Origin of the sequence: Paenimyroides tangerinum (assembly GCF_003865405.1) — a bacterium.
In the GTDB taxonomy this organism is placed as follows: domain Bacteria; phylum Bacteroidota; class Bacteroidia; order Flavobacteriales; family Flavobacteriaceae; genus Flavobacterium; species Flavobacterium tangerinum.
This window is the reverse complement of record NZ_RQVQ01000033.1, coordinates 1-16,768: the sequence shown is the minus strand read 5'-3', so window position 1 is coordinate 16,768 and position 16,768 is coordinate 1. Positions and strand designations below refer to the sequence as shown.

18 protein-coding genes and 1 pseudogene are annotated in these 16,768 nt (G+C 37.6%); 14 read left to right on the top strand and 5 right to left on the bottom strand.

Going from position 1 to position 16,768, the window contains the following annotated elements; genetic code table 11:
- Window positions 1–7 precede the first annotated feature (7 nt).
- From EG240_RS12635 to EG240_RS12565, 14 genes and pseudogenes are all read left to right on the top strand, one after another.
- On the top strand, window positions 8–1,465 hold the full coding sequence (locus tag EG240_RS12635) for a type I restriction-modification system subunit M (RefSeq protein ID WP_203229318.1): 1,458 nt from the start codon (window positions 8–10) through the stop codon (window positions 1,463–1,465).
- A 198-nt stretch (window positions 1,466–1,663) separates the two neighbouring features.
- Window positions 1,664–1,969 carry a DUF4134 domain-containing protein gene (locus EG240_RS12630; RefSeq protein WP_125019749.1) on the top strand — a complete coding sequence of 102 codons (306 nt, stop codon included), beginning with the start codon at window positions 1,664–1,666 and terminating at the stop codon, window positions 1,967–1,969.
- A gap of 11 nt (window positions 1,970–1,980) precedes the next feature.
- The gene (locus EG240_RS12625; RefSeq protein WP_125019748.1) at window positions 1,981–2,310 is read left to right on the top strand and encodes a DUF4133 domain-containing protein; all 330 of its coding nucleotides are present in this window, start codon (window positions 1,981–1,983) and stop codon (window positions 2,308–2,310) included.
- Window positions 2,307–4,388, top strand: a pseudogene (locus EG240_RS12620) (TraG family conjugative transposon ATPase); the annotation flags it as partial. The gene EG240_RS12625 and the pseudogene EG240_RS12620, both read left to right, overlap by 4 nt.
- 553 nt (window positions 4,389–4,941) lie before the next feature.
- Window positions 4,942–6,753, top strand: a complete 1,812-nt coding sequence (locus tag EG240_RS12610) for a reverse transcriptase domain-containing protein (protein ID WP_125019746.1) — start codon at window positions 4,942–4,944, stop codon at window positions 6,751–6,753.
- Between the two features lie 59 nt (window positions 6,754–6,812).
- The gene (locus EG240_RS12605) at window positions 6,813–7,298 is read left to right on the top strand and encodes a TraG family conjugative transposon ATPase (protein WP_262675150.1); all 486 of its coding nucleotides are present in this window, start codon (window positions 6,813–6,815) and stop codon (window positions 7,296–7,298) included.
- Between the two features lie 28 nt (window positions 7,299–7,326).
- Window positions 7,327–7,959, top strand: a complete 633-nt coding sequence (locus EG240_RS12600) for a DUF4141 domain-containing protein (protein ID WP_125019745.1) — start codon at window positions 7,327–7,329, stop codon at window positions 7,957–7,959.
- A gap of 2 nt (window positions 7,960–7,961) precedes the next feature.
- The gene (gene traJ / locus EG240_RS12595) at window positions 7,962–8,957 is read left to right on the top strand and encodes a conjugative transposon protein TraJ (RefSeq protein WP_125019744.1); all 996 of its coding nucleotides are present in this window, start codon (window positions 7,962–7,964) and stop codon (window positions 8,955–8,957) included.
- Between the two features lie 22 nt (window positions 8,958–8,979).
- A complete protein-coding gene (gene traK / locus EG240_RS12590) occupies window positions 8,980–9,603 on the top strand; it encodes a conjugative transposon protein TraK (protein WP_125019743.1) in 624 nt (207 codons plus the stop codon).
- 10 nt (window positions 9,604–9,613) lie between these two features.
- Window positions 9,614–9,880, top strand: coding sequence for a nitrogen regulatory IIA protein (locus EG240_RS12585; protein ID WP_235830384.1), 267 nt, complete (start codon window positions 9,614–9,616; stop codon window positions 9,878–9,880).
- Window positions 9,881–9,885: 5 nt separating this feature from the next.
- Window positions 9,886–11,226: a conjugative transposon protein TraM gene (gene traM / locus EG240_RS12580; RefSeq protein WP_125019742.1), complete on the top strand. Its 1,341-nt coding sequence runs from the start codon at window positions 9,886–9,888 to the stop codon at window positions 11,224–11,226.
- 24 nt (window positions 11,227–11,250) lie between these two features.
- Window positions 11,251–12,144 carry a conjugative transposon protein TraN gene (gene traN, locus EG240_RS12575; RefSeq protein ID WP_125019741.1) on the top strand — a complete coding sequence of 298 codons (894 nt, stop codon included), beginning with the start codon at window positions 11,251–11,253 and terminating at the stop codon, window positions 12,142–12,144.
- A gap of 20 nt (window positions 12,145–12,164) precedes the next feature.
- Window positions 12,165–12,725 carry a conjugal transfer protein TraO gene (locus tag EG240_RS12570; protein ID WP_125019740.1) on the top strand — a complete coding sequence of 187 codons (561 nt, stop codon included), beginning with the start codon at window positions 12,165–12,167 and terminating at the stop codon, window positions 12,723–12,725.
- Window positions 12,726–12,737: 12 nt separating this feature from the next.
- Window positions 12,738–13,172, top strand: a complete 435-nt coding sequence (locus EG240_RS12565; protein ID WP_125019739.1) for a DUF3872 domain-containing protein — start codon at window positions 12,738–12,740, stop codon at window positions 13,170–13,172.
- Between the two features lie 252 nt (window positions 13,173–13,424).
- Here the strand turns inward: EG240_RS12565 and EG240_RS12560 are convergent, their stop codons facing one another.
- From EG240_RS12560 to EG240_RS12545, 5 genes are all read right to left on the bottom strand, one after another.
- Window positions 13,425–14,147, bottom strand: coding sequence for an SDR family NAD(P)-dependent oxidoreductase (locus tag EG240_RS12560; RefSeq protein ID WP_125019738.1), 723 nt, complete (start codon window positions 14,145–14,147; stop codon window positions 13,425–13,427).
- A 512-nt stretch (window positions 14,148–14,659) separates the two neighbouring features.
- The gene (locus tag EG240_RS17100; protein WP_397337901.1) at window positions 14,660–14,965 is read right to left on the bottom strand and encodes a DUF1281 family ferredoxin-like fold protein; all 306 of its coding nucleotides are present in this window, start codon (window positions 14,963–14,965) and stop codon (window positions 14,660–14,662) included.
- The gene (locus tag EG240_RS16895; RefSeq protein WP_235830382.1) at window positions 14,856–15,137 is read right to left on the bottom strand and encodes a hypothetical protein; all 282 of its coding nucleotides are present in this window, start codon (window positions 15,135–15,137) and stop codon (window positions 14,856–14,858) included. Before EG240_RS16895 ends, EG240_RS17100 begins: the two co-directional genes overlap by 110 nt.
- A gap of 52 nt (window positions 15,138–15,189) precedes the next feature.
- On the bottom strand, window positions 15,190–16,263 hold the full coding sequence (locus tag EG240_RS12550; protein ID WP_125019737.1) for a DUF932 domain-containing protein: 1,074 nt from the start codon (window positions 16,261–16,263) through the stop codon (window positions 15,190–15,192).
- Window positions 16,264–16,307: 44 nt separating this feature from the next.
- The gene (locus EG240_RS12545; protein WP_125019736.1) at window positions 16,308–16,700 is read right to left on the bottom strand and encodes a single-stranded DNA-binding protein; all 393 of its coding nucleotides are present in this window, start codon (window positions 16,698–16,700) and stop codon (window positions 16,308–16,310) included.
- Window positions 16,701–16,768: the final 68 nt, after the last annotated feature.

Below are 16,768 nucleotides of genomic sequence, written 5' to 3'. Positions count from 1 at the left end.
AGAAATAATGGCATCAACAAACATATTAGTAGCAAAAATCTGGTCATTCTGTGATACTCTTCGTGATGATGGATTAGGGTACGGAGATTATTTGGAACAGCTTACATATTTACTGTTTCTTAAAATGGCAGATGAAAACAAAAGCCAGTATCAAATTCCTGATGGATGTAACTGGCAGGAATTAAAATCATCTGGTCAAATAATTGAAACATACGAATCAATATTAAAAAAGCTTTCCAATTCAGGCGGCATGCTAAGCAAAATTTTTGCCGGAGCATTAAACAAAATACACGATTCAGTTAAGCTTAAGAGGTTAATCAATCTAATTGATGAAGAAGATTGGACTTCACAGGAAATAGATGTTAAAGGTGAAATTTACGAATCCCTATTACAAAAGAATGCTGAAAACAGCGGAGCCGGTCAATATTTTACCCCAAGATCGGTAATTAATGCAATGGTTGAATGTATACAGCCTAAACCTAAAGAAACGGTTGCAGATCCTTCATGTGGTACAGGTGGTTTCTTCTTAGGAGTTCTGAATCATTTAGGAAAAACTAAACTAACCAAACCTCAGCAGGAGTTTTTGAAATTCCATACATTCAAAGGTTGGGAAATTGAGAAAGCTACAGCTCGACTTTGCTTGATGAATCTCTTCCTACATGGTGTAGGCGATTTAAAAGAAACCCCTGAAATAGAAGTTACAGATAGTTTGAAAAGGACTAATGGAGAGGTTTCTGAATCAGAAAAAGTAGACATAGTACTCGCTAATCCTCCGTTTGGAATAAGTAGTAGCGATATACCAACTACAGATAAAAAGCAAGCAGAAAAGGATGGTTACTTCTTAAGAAAGGATTTCTGGGTGACGACAAGCAACAAACAGCTTTCTTTCTTACAGCATATAGTAACAATGTTGAAAGAACATGGTAGAGCAGCAGTTGTCTTACCTGACAATGTATTGTTTGAAGGAGGAGCAGGTGAAACCATCCGGAAAAAACTTCTTGAAAATACAAATTTACATACAATACTTAGACTACCTACAGGTATTTTCTATGCTCAAGGTGTGAAATCAAATGTGTTATTTTTCCAAAAAGAATCAGAATCAAATACTTCCGCAACGAAAGAGGTTTGGATTTACGATTACCGAACAAATATTAGGCACACTCCTAAAAAGAATCCATTAAAATTTGAGCATCTAGAGGATTTTATACAATGCTATAAAGCTGATAATATTTCGGAAAGAATAGAAACATGGAATGAAGAAAATGATACAGGTCGTTGGCGTAAATATTCTTATGAAGAAATTATCGAAAGGGATAAAACCAACCTTGATATATTCTGGCTTAAAGATGGTAATCTGATTGATTTGGATAATCTTCCAGACCCAGAAGTGCTGATTGATGATATCATTGAGAATATCGAAAGTGCTTTAGCAAATTTTAGAGCGATTAAGGATTCGTTGAACTAATCTCAGATTTGAAATTTATAGCATAATTAGGCTGTTTCTAAAAATAGAAACAGCCTAATTTCGTTTGTTACAAAGCCTCTCTCCGCCAAACAATTCCACTCACAGCCACTTTAATACATCGCTTTAATTTCTGAAACACCTTTGTTCCGAAAGCCCACAAGAAGTGGGAATACAATAACAAATTAATGTGTTTCAATTATGAAAAAACAAAGAAAAAAGATTTTACTGGCAGCCGTTGCAATGCTGTCAGGAATTGGTGTATTCGCGCAAGGAAATGGAGCAGCTGGAATCACCGAAGCCACTCAAATGGTAACCTCTTATTTCGATCCAGCTACCAAATTGATCTACGCCATTGGAGCCGTAGTTGGATTAATCGGAGGAGTTAAAGTCTACAATAAATTTAGTAGTGGAGATCCTGACACCAGTAAAACGGCTGCAAGCTGGTTCGGTGCGTGTATCTTCTTGATTGTGGCAGCTACCATTCTGCGTTCATTCTTCCTTTAATCCTTGGCATTATGAATTACAATATCAACAAAGGCATCGGGAGAACGGTGGAATTTAAAGGGCTGAAAGCACAGTACCTGTTCATCTTCGCGGGTGGATTGCTGGGTATGCTCATATTCGTGATGATCTTGTATATGGCAGGTGTAAACTCATACATCTGTTTACTTCTTGGAGCTGGTGGTGCCTCTATGATTATTTGGCAAACCTTTTCCCTGAACAGAAAATACGGTGAACACGGACTCATGAAAGTGGGTGCCAGAAAAAAGCATCCTCGTTACATCATCTGTCGTAAGCCCATCTACCGCTATTTGAAATTCACGCCTAAATCGAAAGCCGTATGAAAAATGTAGCAAAAACCACCACTTTAGAAAACAAGTTTCCGCTTTTAGCAGTAGAAAACAATTGTATTCTTTCTAAAGATGCAGACATCACCGCCTGTTTTGAAGTACACTTACCTGAATTATTAACGGTAGCTTCTGCTGAATATGAAGCGATTCATTCTGCTTGGCACAAGGCGATCAAGACATTGCCTGATTTCACAATCGTTCACAAACAAGATTGGTATATCAAAGAAAACTATGCACCCGATTTGACACAGGAAGACCAAAGTTTTTTGTCTAAAAGCTATCAAAGACATTTCAACGAACGTCCGTTTTTGAATCATTATTGCTATCTATTTCTAACTAAAACGACCAAAGAAAGAATGCGTATGCAAAGCAACTTTAGTTCACTTTGCAAAGGCACGTTGATTCCAAAAGAAATCAGAAACAAGGAAACCATACAGCATTTTATGGAAGCAGTCGCTCAATTTGAGCGCATCCTCAATGACAGTGGTTTTGTGAGTTTGAAACGATTAAACGAAGACGATATCGTTGGAACAGACGAAAAACAGGGGGTACTGGAACAATACCTTACGCTTTCAAGAACAGCAGGAACACCGATGCAAGACATCGCTCTTGGAGCCGAAGAAGTTCGTATTGGCAACAAAAGACTGTCTTTGCATACTTTGTCGGATACAGATGACTTACCCGCAACGGTTTCAGCAGATACCCGTTTAGAAAAACTATCAACCGATCGCAGTGATTGTCGTTTATCGTTTGCCGCTCCAGTGGGTTTGTTGTTGAGTTGCAACCACATCTACAATCAATATTTGTTTTTAGATAACAGCGAAGACAACCTTCAACAGTTTGAGAAGTCTGCAAGGAATATGCATTCGCTGGCTCGCTACAGTCGTGCCAACCAAATCAACAAAGAATGGATTGAAAAATACCTGAACGAAGCCCATAGTTTTGGACTGTCTTCGATCAGAGCACATTTCAACATCATGGCTTGGTCGGAAGATCCTGCGGAACTGAAACAGCTAAAGAACGATTGCGGTAGTGCATTGGCATTGATGGAATGTAAACCCCGTCATAACACCACAGATGTAGCCACTTTGTATTGGGCAGGAATGCCAGGTAATGCAGGCGATTTTCCAAGTGAAGAAAGCTTTTACACCTTTATTGAACCTGCATTGTGTCTGTTTACAGAAGAAACCAATTACCACAATTCGCCTTCACCGTTCGGAATAAAAATGGCGGACAGGCTAACTGGGAAACCCATTCATTTGGATATTTCTGATTTGCCTATGAAACGGGGTATTATCACAAATCGAAACAAATTCATTTTGGGACCATCGGGTTCGGGTAAATCATTCTTCACTAACCACATGGTTAGGCAGTATTACGAACAAGGCGCGCATGTCTTATTGGTAGATACGGGGAACTCGTATCAAGGCTTATGTGAATTGATTAAAGGAAAAACCAAAGGCGAAGACGGTGTTTACTTCACATATACCGAAGATAATCCTATTGCCTTTAATCCATTTTATACCGATGACGGTATATTCGATATTGAGAAGCGTGAAAGTATCAAAACTTTGATATTGACACTTTGGAAACGTGATGATGAACCACCAACTCGCTCTGAAGAAGTGGCATTGTCCAATGCGGTTTCGGGTTATATCGAATGTATCAAAACAGATGATGTTTACCCCTCATTCAACGGTTTTTATGAATATGTAAAAGGCGATTACCGAAAGGTTTTAGAAGAAAAACAGGTAAGAGAAAAGGATTTTGATATTGCTAATTTTCTTAACGTATTGGAGCCTTATTACAAAGGTGGTGAGTACGATTATCTCTTAAACTCCGACAAGCAATTAGACCTACTTTCCAAACGCTTTATCGTGTTTGAGATTGATGCGATAAAAGACCACAAAATCCTATTTCCAATTGTGACCATCATTATTATGGAGGTATTCATCAACAAAATGCGCCGATTGAAAGGTGTCCGCAAGCTGATTTTAATTGAAGAAGCTTGGAAAGCTATTGCCAAAGAAGGAATGGCGGAATATATCAAGTATTTGTGTGCGCCCGTCAAGGTGGCTTAATAAATATCTCTGTGGCAAGAGATTAGGTTAGTGTTCTTTGAAAAACCTATCATCAACCGACTTATCTGAAAGGGAAACTGGACAGGGAGTGTAGCATGTCGGTAAAGTCATAAGTCAGTTAGTTATCAAACTGCTACTGAATGGCGAGGTGAAAAGATGGATATGAGGATAAAATCCGAATTGATTTAACGATAGTCCGAGCGGTTTCACTTGAAACTATGACGTAAGATAGCTATCAATCGTCATACTGTAATACTTCCTTAGTGAATAGGTATAAGAGAAGCAAGAACTTATTACAGCGCAGTCACAGTAAGTGTACAAAGGACGGAAGTTGTATCCGACAATCCATCGTGCCAATAGTTATTAAGTCGCAATCGGGGATTACCTAAATCGGAATGCCGTAAGGCTATGAGGGTTTGCCCTCTGAATATTCGACATGGTAACGGAGCTTCCGTAGTAGTCCGAGCAAGGGAAAGCCTTGTACATGGCGAAGGGAAGCAGCTAATTTTTATTAATACAATTAAAGGAAAATGTGAGAGACATTATGAGAAATCCAGAAAGAGTATTAAACAGTCTAATGGAACACAGTAAAACTTCAAGCTATAAGTTTGAAAGACTTTACAGAATTCTGTTCAATGACGAGATGTTCTATGTTGCCTATCAACGCATTTATGCAAAAGAGGGCAATATGACAGAGGGTTCAGATGGTCAAAGCATAGACAATATGAGCCTATCTCGAATTGAAAAGCTGATAAGTTCATTGAAAGATGAAAGCTATCAGCCCCAGCCATCGAGGAGAGTTTACATACCGAAGAAAAACGGTAAGATGCGACCTCTTGGCATACCTGCTTTCGATGACAAGTTAGTACAGGAAGTGACAAGGATGATTTTGGAAGCTATCTATGAGGGACATTTTGAATACACCTCACATGGTTTTCGCCTAAATCGTAGCTGTCACACCGCACTGGCTCAGATTCAGAAGTCATTCAGTGGAGCTAAATGGTTCATTGAAGGAGATATAAAAGGATTCTTTGATAATATCAGTCATGATGTACTGATAAGCATCCTTAAAGAACGTATCTCCGACGATAGATTTATAAGGCTCATCAGTAAGTTTCTGAATGCAGGTTATATCGAAGATTGGACATTTCATAAAACGCACAGCGGAACGCCGCAGGGAGGTATAGTAAGTCCATTACTGGCAAATATTTATCTCGACAGATTAGACAAGTACATGAAAGAGTACATCGTAAAATTCGATAAAGGGGAAAAACGCAGACCGAGTAAAGTCCGTAAAGACTTTGAAAATGCAAGAAAGAGAACTGAGAGAAAACTAAAGTCTGTAGAAGACGAAAATGAAAGAGCGGTTTTAATCCAAAGGATTAAGACAGAAGACAAGGAACGTGCAATGTTTCCAAGCTGTGACGAAATGGACACAGATTATAAAAGATTAAAATATGTCAGATATGCAGATGATTTCCTAATTGGGATAATAGGTAGTAAACAGGATGCTAAAGAGGTTAAGGAAGATATTAAAAATTTCCTTTACGAAAAGCTTAAACTGGAATTGTCAGATGAGAAAACACTCATTACCCATACGGAAGATTCGGCACGTTTTCTAGGCTATGAAATCTTTGTGAGAAAGTCCAACGCACAGAGACGGGATATTGCAGGTCGTTTGAGAAGAACCTATGGAAAAAGAGTGTATCTCAAAATAAGTACGGAAACTATGAGGAACAAATTACTTGACTATGGTGTGTTGGAATTCCGATACCAAAATGGCAAGGAAATTTGGAAACCAAAATGCAGGTCTGGACTTATTTTCAATGACGACCTTGAAATACTCGACCGATACAATCGGGAAATACGAGGTTTCTACAATTACTATTCTATTGCCAACAACTGTTCTGAATTGCACAACTTCAGGTTTATCATGGAGTACAGTATGTACAAAACCTTTGCTGGGAAATACAAAAGTTCAACGAGAAAGATAAATGCCAAGTATCGTATGAACGGAAAATTCACGGTAAGGTTTACCACTAAATCTGGTGCAGTAAAAGAGAGGTACTTCTACGACTTGGGGTTCAGAAGAAAGAACCCGATGACAGACGCAGGCTTTGACATCATGCCCTATTCCATCTTCGATGCAGGTAGGACAAGCCTTATAGACAGGCTCAAAGCTGAAAAGTGTGAAATGTGCGGAGCTACGGAAAAGCTTGTCATGCACCATGTACGAAAACTCAAAAACCTCGAAGGTAAAAAGAATTGGGAAAGACACATGATTGCAAGAAGACGAAAGACCGTAGCGGTATGCCATAGTTGTCATCAGAAAATCCATAACGGAACATTACACTGACAAAATTAGTGGAGAGCCGGATACGCGGAGACGTGTAAGTCCGGTTCGGGGGCGAGCATTTGGAAACCTACCGTAGTAATACGAAAAGGCGCTGGGTGCTTAGCCTACTTAAAACGGTTAGGAAGTTTTTCGGGGAAGCTATTGTGGTAACACAGGAGGTGGATGACATCATTCAATCACCTATTGTAAAGGAAAGTATCATCAATAACTCCGATTGCAAGATACTCTTAGACCAGCGCAAGTATATGAACAAGTTTGATGATATACAGGCGATGCTAGGTCTCACGGACAAAGAGAAAGGACAAGTATTATCCATCAATATGAACAACGACCCAAACCGATTGTACAAAGAAGTTTGGATTGGCTTAGGTGGTACGCACTCGGCAGTCTATGCCACCGAAGTGAGTTTGGAGGAATATCTCGCTTATACCACGGAAGAAACCGAAAAAATGGAAGTGATGCAACTCGCATCAGAACTCGATGGGAACGTCGAACTCGCCATTAAGCACATCGCCATGCAAAGGCGTGATAACGCCAATCAATAATTATTAATCATTTAAAAATTTCAAAAAAATGAAAAAGATCCTTTTTATGGTGTGTACGGCATTGATGCTTGCCGTAGCGCCGTCTGCAAAAGCACAATTTGTCGTAACCGATCCAGCAAATCTCGCATCGGGTATTCTTAATTCTGCTAATGAAATCGTCCAAACTTCTTCCACAGTAAGCAATGTGGTCAAGAATTTCAAAGAGGTTGAAAAAGTCTATAAGCAAGGGAAAGAGTATTACGACAAGCTGAAAGCTATCAACAATTTGGTAAAAGATGCCCGCAAAGTACAACAGACTGTTTTGTTGGTGGGTGATGTTTCTGAAATGTACGTACAGAATTTTAGTAAAATGATGAACGATCCAAATTTCACTCCACAAGAATTGGTCGCCATTGGCAATGGCTATTCAGCCCTACTCAACGAAAGTGGCGAACTACTGAAAGAGCTAAAGCAAATTGTAACCTCTTCAAGTCTTTCACTGAATGACAAAGAACGTATGGATGTGATTGACCGAGTGTACAAAGAGGTAAAAGAATACCACAGTTTGGTGCGCTACTATACCAATAAAAACATTTCGGTTAGCTATTTAAGAGCTAAAAAGAAGAATGATTCCAAAAGGGTGCTTGAACTATACGGAACTGCTAACCAAAAATATTGGTAAAGATGGAATGGAATAATCTTCACCAGCTTCTGCGATCGCTTTACGATGACATGATGCCTCTTGCAGGTGATATGGCAGCAGTAGCAAAAGGTCTAGCAGGATTGGGTGCCTTGTTTTATGTAGCATTAAAAGTTTGGCAAGCATTAAGTCGAGCCGAACCCATTGATGTGTTCCCGTTGCTTCGACCCTTCGCTTTAGGACTATGTATTATGTTTTTTCCAACCATTGTTTTAGGAACTATTAACGGCGTATTAAGTCCCATTGTTACAGGAACGCATGGCATACTCGAACATCAAGTACTCGATCTAAACAAGCTGCAAGAGCAGAAAGACCGATTGGAATACGAAGCAATGGTCAGAAATCCAGAAACAGCTTATATGGTTTCAGACGAAGAATTTGACAAAAAACTGGATGAATTAGGCTGGTCACCTTCGGACATCGGAACAATGGCAGGAATGTATATGGATAGAACAGCTTATCAGGTAGAAAAAGCACTAAAAGATTGGTTTCGCAATTTATTGGAAATACTTTTTCAAGCAGCCGCTTTGGTGATTGATACCATACGAACGTTTTTTCTCATCGTCCTATCCATACTCGGACCAATAGCGTTTGCAATCAGTGTTTGGGATGGTTTTCAAACCACCCTCACCCAATGGATTACAAGATACATAAGCGTTTATCTCTGGCTACCTGTCTCTGATCTATTCAGTTCCATGCTTGCCCGAATTCAATCGCTGATACTCGAACGAGACATCGCTATGCTAGCCGATCCGACCTATATACCTGATACCAGCAATACGGTTTATATCATTTTTATGATCATCGGTATTGTGGGTTATTTCACGATTCCAACAGTAACAGGCTGGATTATTCAGGCAGGTGGTGCAGGAAACTTCACTCGAAATGTAAATCAATCGGCAATGAAAGCTGGAAATATTGCGGGAGCCGGAGCTGGTTCAGCTGCAGGAAATATCGGTGGCAAATTGATGGGAAAATAAGAACAATCAAACATGAAAGAAAATGGAATTTAAAACATTAAGAAATATTGAAAACAGTTTTCGCCAAATTAGGCTGTACGCCCTTGTATTTGCCGTACTCTGTATAAGCGTTGTAGGATATGCCGTTTGGCAATCCTACCGCTTTGCGGAGCAACAACGCCAAAAAGTTTATGTCTTAGACAATGGCAAATCTCTGATGCTTGCTTTATCGCAAGATGCAAGTATCAACAGACCTGTAGAAGCGAGAGAACACGTAAAACGATTTCACGAACTCTTTTTTACACTTGCTCCCGACAAAAATGCAATTGAGAGCAACATGAAACGTGCGTTTAATCTTGCCGATAAAAGTGCCTTTGATTATTACAAAGACTTATCCGAAAAAGGTTATTACAGCAGGATTATTTCGGGCAACGTACAGCAACGCATAGAAGTTGACAGCGTAGTTTGCAATTTCGACACCTATCCTTATTCGGTGAAAACCTATGCTAAACAGTTCATCATTCGTTCCAGCAACGTCACCAAACGCAATCTGATTACTTCTTGCTATCTCTTAAACTCTGTTCGATCTGATAACAATCCTCAGGGATTTAATATCGAAAAGTTTACAGTCATAGAAAACAAAGATGTGGAAGTCATGGAACGCTAAAATTCAGGATATGAAAAAATTAAGAGCAACTATAACAGATTATTTTGACAAGCTGAATGATCGATTTAGTGCATTGCCACTAAGGAAACAAAAGCAATATACGCTGTACTTTTTTGTGGGCTATCTCCTGCTAACAGCCATTGTCATTTTGAAGGTATGGTACGATGCAGGCAAATCGTATAAAACCATCGATATCAAGCATATTGAAAACCCTGTACTTAAAAAGAAGGAAACTCCTACAAGTCTACAGGACACCTTAATACTATTTAAAAAATAAGAATTATGAAAGAAAATGAAGACAAAAAATCGGTGGTTCGGGTAACCGAGGGAATCCCGAAAGACACCGTAGATGTGTTACAAAACAATACGCAAAGCACGAAAGAAAAGCTCAAAAAACCTTTGATTCTTGGTTTAATGGGCATCGTGTTTACAGCTTGTATGTATCTGCTTATTAAACCGTCAGAAGATAAAAAAGCACTAGAAAACATTGGGTTAAATGATGCTGTACCACAAGCTACAGTGCCAGGTATGCTCGATGATAAAGGCAAAGCTTATGAACAGGAAATGTTCGAAAACAAAGAACAAGAAAAACGCAATGCCTTGGCTACACTTTCAGATTATTGGAATACAGAAGAAAGTCAAGAAAATCTGAAGGATGAATCATTCGCTAACGAAGATGAAAGCTACAGTTTTGGTGGAAATAAAAATGCATCAAGAAACAATAATGCTGGTTTGAATAGTTACCGAAACATGCAAAATACTTTAGGTTCTTTCTATCAAGATGATTATTCAGAAGCTGCTGAACTCCGCAAACAATTGGATGATTTAAAAGAACAATTAGCCGAAAAAGACGTCCCAAAAGTTGCAACAGTTGACGATCAATTGGCTTTAATGGAAAAATCATATCAAATGGCTGCAAAGTATCTTCCTTCTAGTACCAATACGGAAAACATTACAACTCCATCTATTGAAAGTACAAGCGCAAAACCTACGAGTCAAAAAGAGCATTTTGTATCCTTTACATCTGCAAGAAAGAACCCCGTATCCGCCTTATATCGTGAGCCTACCGACAGTGCTTTTTTAGCAGATTGGAGCGAAACTCGAAACCGTGGTTTTTATACCGCAGGATCGGTTGCCCAAGTCGTACAGCCAAAAAACAGCATCAAAGCCTGTGTACACGAAGCACAAACGGTAATTGGAGAAACAGGTGTGAGATTGCGCTTATTAGAGGCTGCTCAAACTCCCGAACGTACAATTCCCAAAGGAACCATCGTAACAGCCAATACCAAATTTCAAGGCGGACGTTTACAGCTAAAAATTAGTTCGGTAGAATTAGATGGAAATATTATTCCCGTAGATATCACTATTTACGATTTAGATGGACAACAAGGTTTGTATGTTCCGTACAATCCTGAGATGAATGCACTAACTGAAATGGCTGGTAATATGAGTCAGACTGGCGGTACCTCCATTATGATGACTCAAAATGCAGGGCAGCAAGTTGCCGCAGATTTAAGTCGGGGCGTGGTTCAAGGTATTTCGGGCTATTTCGCCAAGAAAGTACGCACACCAAAAGTAACCTTAAAAGCAGGTCATCAAGTCTTTCTGGTTTCTAAAAAATAATGTTGAACACAAATAATAAAAAAGATGAAAAATAATTTAAAAACCCTTTGGTTTATCGCCCTTATATTCAGCTTTGCTGTATCTTCTTATGCTCAAGATAGCATAAAAACCCCACTGGCATTAGGCAAAATCGAACCTTATCAAATGGAAGTTACTTACGATAAAACATCGCATTTGATCTTTCCTACCGCTATTCGTTATGTGGATTTGGGAAGTGAATTCCTCCTTGCAGGAAAAGCAGAAGATGCGGAAAACGTGTTGCGTGTAAAAGCATCGGTAAGAGATTTTGAAACAGAAACCAATTTTTCTGTAATTACCAATGACGGTCGTTTTTACAGTTTTAATGTGTTTTACAGTCCTTACCCAGAGGTATTGAATTACGATCTTTTGACGATGCAAAAAGCTGTGGACAAAGCGGGTGGTAATGACGTCCTTTTTGAAGAATTAGGAACTAATTCACCTTCATTGGCTGGATTGCTTTTAGAAACTATTTACAAAAAAGACAAGCGTACAGTCAAACACATTGGGGCTAAAAGCTTCGGTATTCAATTTATTCTAAAAGGAATATACATCCACAACGGCAAATACTACTTTCATACAGAAGTAAAAAACAAAACGAACGTTCCTTTTCAGATTGACTTTATCAATTTCAAAGTTGTAGATAAAAAAGTAGCCAAGCGAACTGTCATTCAAGAACGCTCCATTATACCGCTTCGAACTTATAAACCACTTACAGAAATTTCAGGACAAGCTACTGAGCAGAATGTGTTTCTGTTAGATCAGTTTACCATTGCCAATGACAAGGTACTCGTGATTGAGATCTTCGAAAAAAACGGAGGAAGACATCAAGTCCTTCAAGTTGAAAATTCAGATTTAATCAACGCTCGTTTGGTAACCGATATGCATCTGAAATTTTAATAACCTAAAAACAATTTAGAATGAAAAAGTATATCTATACCGTCGTACTGCTTTTTGTAGCGATGACGGTCGCACAAGCACAGCGAATGTTACCTAAACAAAAAGGATTGGAAATTAGCACAGGCATCCTTTCCAAAGACAAAATCGGAAATGATTATTACCTCCATATCGCAATGACAGTCAATGGAAAAAATGGAAATTATCAGCTTTGGGCATTGGAATATACGCACCAATACCACAAGTATAAAAGCATTCGCATTCCTCAAGAAACCTATACCGCTGAAGGAGGTTACAGTTTCTTTCTGTTAGGTGATTCTAGAAAAAACATCACGCTAAATGCAGGAATAACAGGCGTAGTCGGTTATGAAAACATCAACCGCAACGAGACAATATTGTTTGATGGAGCCAAAATACTAAATGACAACAACTTCGTTTACGGAGCTGGCGGACGACTTTCACTTGAAACCTACCTATCAGATCGATTGGTGTTAGTTTTACAAGGTCGTACAAAAGTTTTTTGGGGTACAGATTTACAGCAGTTCCGACCTTCAGCAGGTGTTGGATTACGATTTAACTTTTAAAAATCAGAAACTATGATAGCTATATTCAATAAATTTAAAACAGGATTGCTGCTGCTAATCCTTTCAATATCATTTACGCTGGTATCTTGTAGCAAAGATGATGGACTTGAAGTACAGAATGATTTCCCTTTTGAAATTAACGTAATGCCAGTACCCAAAGATATTGCCAACGGACAAACGGTAGAAATACGCATTGTCATACAGCGTACCGAAAATTACCACCATACCCAATATTATCTACGCTATTTTCAATTTGATGGACAAGGAACATTGCGTTATTACGATGACGACCCCTATTTACCGAATGATCTGTATCCATTAGCTAAAGAGCAATTTCGTTTGTATTACACCTCAACATCTACGGTATCTCAGACTTTTGATGTATGGATTTCGGATAGTTTCGGAAATGAAAAGCAAGTGAGTTTTCAGTTTAATAACAGCAATTAACAAATCAATAAAATTAATAACCGTCCCGTACTTAGATTACTAGACGGTTTTTTAATAACTCAAGAAAAGCAAATGATAATTACCCAAAGAATTACTCACTTTAAATTATAACGTTTGGGATACCGAATATTCCATAAAAACAGTTCCTATCCTATTTGGTAAAACATCAAATAAACAATTTAATCAAAATGATATACTTATTTTCAATACCAATAGAAACATCTTCATTACAAATTAATTGATATCACGTATTTAAACATTTTTATCACTCATTGCTGGCATATCAATTTCTTTTACACAAGTTGCATTAGAAGTAGAAATAATAAATCTTAATGAATTAGTTACATCTTGCAATGGAATTAGCATTCCTTGTGATTTATCAATTACTGATTCCATATCTTCGAAATTATCAAATTCTGTAGCTAAATAACCTAAATTGATAACTGAAACACCTATCTTATAAATGCGTAAACTTTCTCTTAAAGAATGAACTATTCCTCTTAATGCAAATTTAGATGCAGAAAAAGCGACTTCATTCCCTTTATGATTATCTAATCCCCAAGTCGACCCAATTAGAATTACTTTAGCATTTTTTGATAATTTTAGATTATTTAAGACTGATTGAATATTAACGATACAAGAAGTGACATTTGTATTTATTATATTAGTAATTTCAGAAATAGAGCTTTTCTCAAAATTATATTCAGTTGAAAAGGCGTCCGCTTCCCATATACCAACATTATAAATTAAATAATCAATAGGTGCGTTTTCTATAGTTTTTTTAATAATTTCGGACGAAATTTTCGGGTCAGCCAAATCAGTTTTAATCCAGCGGATATTAGTTTTGGGGCTTAAATAGTCTGGTTGTGTTCTTGAAACACCAAATACAGTATCATTCGGGCTTGGAAGATTCAATGTTATAAATTTCCCTAACCCTTTACTTATTCCAAATATCAAATATGTTTTTGTAGTCATTCTTTACAATATTAAACGAAACTATAATCATGTATAATACGTGTTTTTTAGAGTTATAATATACTCTTTTTTATAATTTCCATCGCAAGTTAATGAAATTAAGAACCACTTTAACAAGTATAAATTAAAAATACGTTATCAATAAAGCGACGTTCTTTTGTTTCTTTTCTTTGGTCGCTGTGTGAAAAGAAAAGAGGTCAATCCAAAATCAAATATTGGGATACAGAATATCCCACGAAAATAATTCACAACCTTTTTGATAAAAAGACGAAGTATACATTTTTATCAAATTGGTTGCTCTATACTTAGTAAAAAACGTTTTTGGCCATCGGAAGAAATTGATTTTTATCTTTAAAATGTAATTTAACTGGACGGATTTACTAATCCGTCAAAATATTTCGCAAGCTGTTTGCCTGCTGTAAAGCAGGGGCAAAGTGCTTGCTCCGATTTATAGCGAAAAGACGTTTCCGACCAACAGAAGGATTCATCTTTTCGCAGCCAGCCCTAAAGTTTTAGGGCTGGCGAATTTTTCTTTCCAATAAAGCTTCTAGTATTTCGCAATCACTGTAATAAATTTCACCTTCAAAAGAATAAGTATCTGTTTTTTCATCAAATTGATACTGCTTAAAATCTTCGTCTTCCAAATAAATATCTGTTAGTAGGTTATTAATAAATGATGCTCTACCATATACAAGGTTACTGATTTCTTCATAATCCTGTATAAAATTCACTTGATAGTATACTCCTATCTTTTGAACAATTTGCGGTATTAGGCGACCATTTTGTTTCGTATTGGAAAATTCCTGTATCTCCTTCATTTGCATAAATATTAAAGAAATAGCCACCTTTTTCATTAGTCACAAAATCGGGTAATTGCCCTTGTTTGGTTTGTTCTTCTTTGCTTCTCATAGTTTGAAAAAGCTTTTCTATCTGTTTGATAGCTTCTTCATTTCCTTCAAAAACTATCGTATTACTACACCAATTTGCCATATTATTTGATTTTAATAGGCTACCGCTGATTAAGCGATAGCCTTTTGATTAGTTAATTTAGTTGTAATATTTCGGGTCCATCTGTTGTAAAAGAAGTACACAAATCAAATGCTTTTTGTGACTTAAGTTGAGCCGTTCCACCCAATACAATACTTTGCAGTTTTGCTTCATCATTTTTATATTTTCTAACATTTTGATAGTAGCCTGTAATGGCATTATATGCCCCAAACAAAGTTCCTTTTGTTGTGTCCATTTGTTGGGTATCACTTAACATTGCATAAGCAAAAGCATCTTCAATAATATTTTTAAATACGGTAGATATTTCATCCTCAGCACCTTTTTTGAGTAAATCCAAAGTTTCTTTATTCGGACAAAGTGCCAATTGAATTAGCTTTTTAACCTCCTCATCTGTTACCTTTACCTTTGTCCAACTATTGAAGATATTTTCTAATTGTGTGCTTAATGTATTGGCTAATCCCATAATTTTATAAGCATTTTCAATACGTTGTTTTGCTCCAGAAGTATGTTTAATTCGTACAACATTCGTCATATTACGCAATGAAGCATTTAAGGTATTTTGGCAAACGATACGAATCGGAGTAAAAGCCGCTGTAATACTGCCGCTACCATCGTGCGAAGTCGTTAGGAAAATGTACTTTTCGGTAACGTCATCACCATTGCCCACACGGATATAATCGGGCAATTTGGCTGTAATAAAAATGCGTTCTCCGTTCCCTAATGCTCCTGCGGTTTCGTACAAAATACCATCGCCACCGCCTACAATCGCATCAAAAAAATTAAATGCTTCCCGATTTTGAACAATGTGGTAATCTTTTCCAACCACACCCAAAACGGTATTGTTATCGGTGCGAATATTGGCAAAATAGTTAGGTACTTCCAATTCGTGACTGCCTATTTCGATACCTTGTGCCGTTTCAATAATTCCCGAACCTTTGGTAAATAGTGGAGATTTCACAACTTCGTAATCTAAACCCGCATGTTTAATTGCTTCTGCACTTGTCGGGTATTGCTCTACAATTTGCCCCAATCCATGCCATGCTTTTTGTTGTACGCTAAAAAATGAATAGCGTCCTATTTTCTCGTTAAAATTGATATTATGTGCCATGATTTCTAAAATTTTGATGTTAAAAAATGATTGAATATTTGTGTTTAAAATGGGAGGTCGTCCTCCGTTCCTTCTGCTGTAACCTTGCTACTCGTAAATTTTGTAGAAGCTTGTACAGTTTCGTTTCTTTTGATACCTCCGTGAAACTTGATGTTTGAAGTATGGAAATTCAATCCTGCCCTTGGTTCTCCGTCATTCCCTGTCCACGCTCTAGTGCTTACCCTGCCTGTAAGTTCTACTAAAGTATCTTTAGTCAATAGCGTTGCAACCTTGGCAGAAATCCAATAGGCACAATCGAAATTAGTCGTTTGCTCTATGCGTTCGCCTTGTTTGTTTCGATAGCTTTCATTAGTAGCTACTGAAAAACTTACTACCTGTTTGTCTTGTGACGTGGTGCGTACTTCCGCATCCCTCGTCAATCGTCCGATAATGTTCATAATCTTTCCTTTTTAAAATTGTACAATTTGTTATGTTCGCTTTTCTTGTCACCTGCTTACTTTTGATG

Coding starts and splice junctions, on each gene's coding strand:
- EG240_RS16895 (WP_235830382.1), bottom strand. CDS start 15,137: ATGGCAAATTGGTGTAGTAATACGATAGTTTTTGAAGGAAATGAAGAA.
- EG240_RS12630 (WP_125019749.1), top strand. CDS start 1,664: ATGAAAAAACAAAGAAAAAAGATTTTACTGGCAGCCGTTGCAATGCTG.
- EG240_RS17100 (WP_397337901.1), bottom strand. CDS start 14,965: ATGAAGGAGATACAGGAATTTTCCAATACGAAACAAAATGGTCGCCTA.
- EG240_RS12570 (WP_125019740.1), top strand. CDS start 12,165: ATGAAAAAGTATATCTATACCGTCGTACTGCTTTTTGTAGCGATGACG.
- EG240_RS12565 (WP_125019739.1), top strand. CDS start 12,738: ATGATAGCTATATTCAATAAATTTAAAACAGGATTGCTGCTGCTAATC.
- EG240_RS12610 (WP_125019746.1), top strand. CDS start 4,942: ATGAGAAATCCAGAAAGAGTATTAAACAGTCTAATGGAACACAGTAAA.
- EG240_RS12635 (WP_203229318.1), top strand. CDS start 8: ATGGCATCAACAAACATATTAGTAGCAAAAATCTGGTCATTCTGTGAT.
- traN (WP_125019741.1), top strand. CDS start 11,251: ATGAAAAATAATTTAAAAACCCTTTGGTTTATCGCCCTTATATTCAGC.
- traJ (WP_125019744.1), top strand. CDS start 7,962: ATGGAATGGAATAATCTTCACCAGCTTCTGCGATCGCTTTACGATGAC.
- EG240_RS12560 (WP_125019738.1), bottom strand. CDS start 14,147: ATGACTACAAAAACATATTTGATATTTGGAATAAGTAAAGGGTTAGGG.
- EG240_RS12550 (WP_125019737.1), bottom strand. CDS start 16,263: ATGGCACATAATATCAATTTTAACGAGAAAATAGGACGCTATTCATTT.
- traK (WP_125019743.1), top strand. CDS start 8,980: ATGGAATTTAAAACATTAAGAAATATTGAAAACAGTTTTCGCCAAATT.
- EG240_RS12600 (WP_125019745.1), top strand. CDS start 7,327: ATGAAAAAGATCCTTTTTATGGTGTGTACGGCATTGATGCTTGCCGTA.
- EG240_RS12625 (WP_125019748.1), top strand. CDS start 1,981: ATGAATTACAATATCAACAAAGGCATCGGGAGAACGGTGGAATTTAAA.
- EG240_RS12585 (WP_235830384.1), top strand. CDS start 9,614: ATGAAAAAATTAAGAGCAACTATAACAGATTATTTTGACAAGCTGAAT.
- EG240_RS12545 (WP_125019736.1), bottom strand. CDS start 16,700: ATGAACATTATCGGACGATTGACGAGGGATGCGGAAGTACGCACCACG.
- traM (WP_125019742.1), top strand. CDS start 9,886: ATGAAAGAAAATGAAGACAAAAAATCGGTGGTTCGGGTAACCGAGGGA.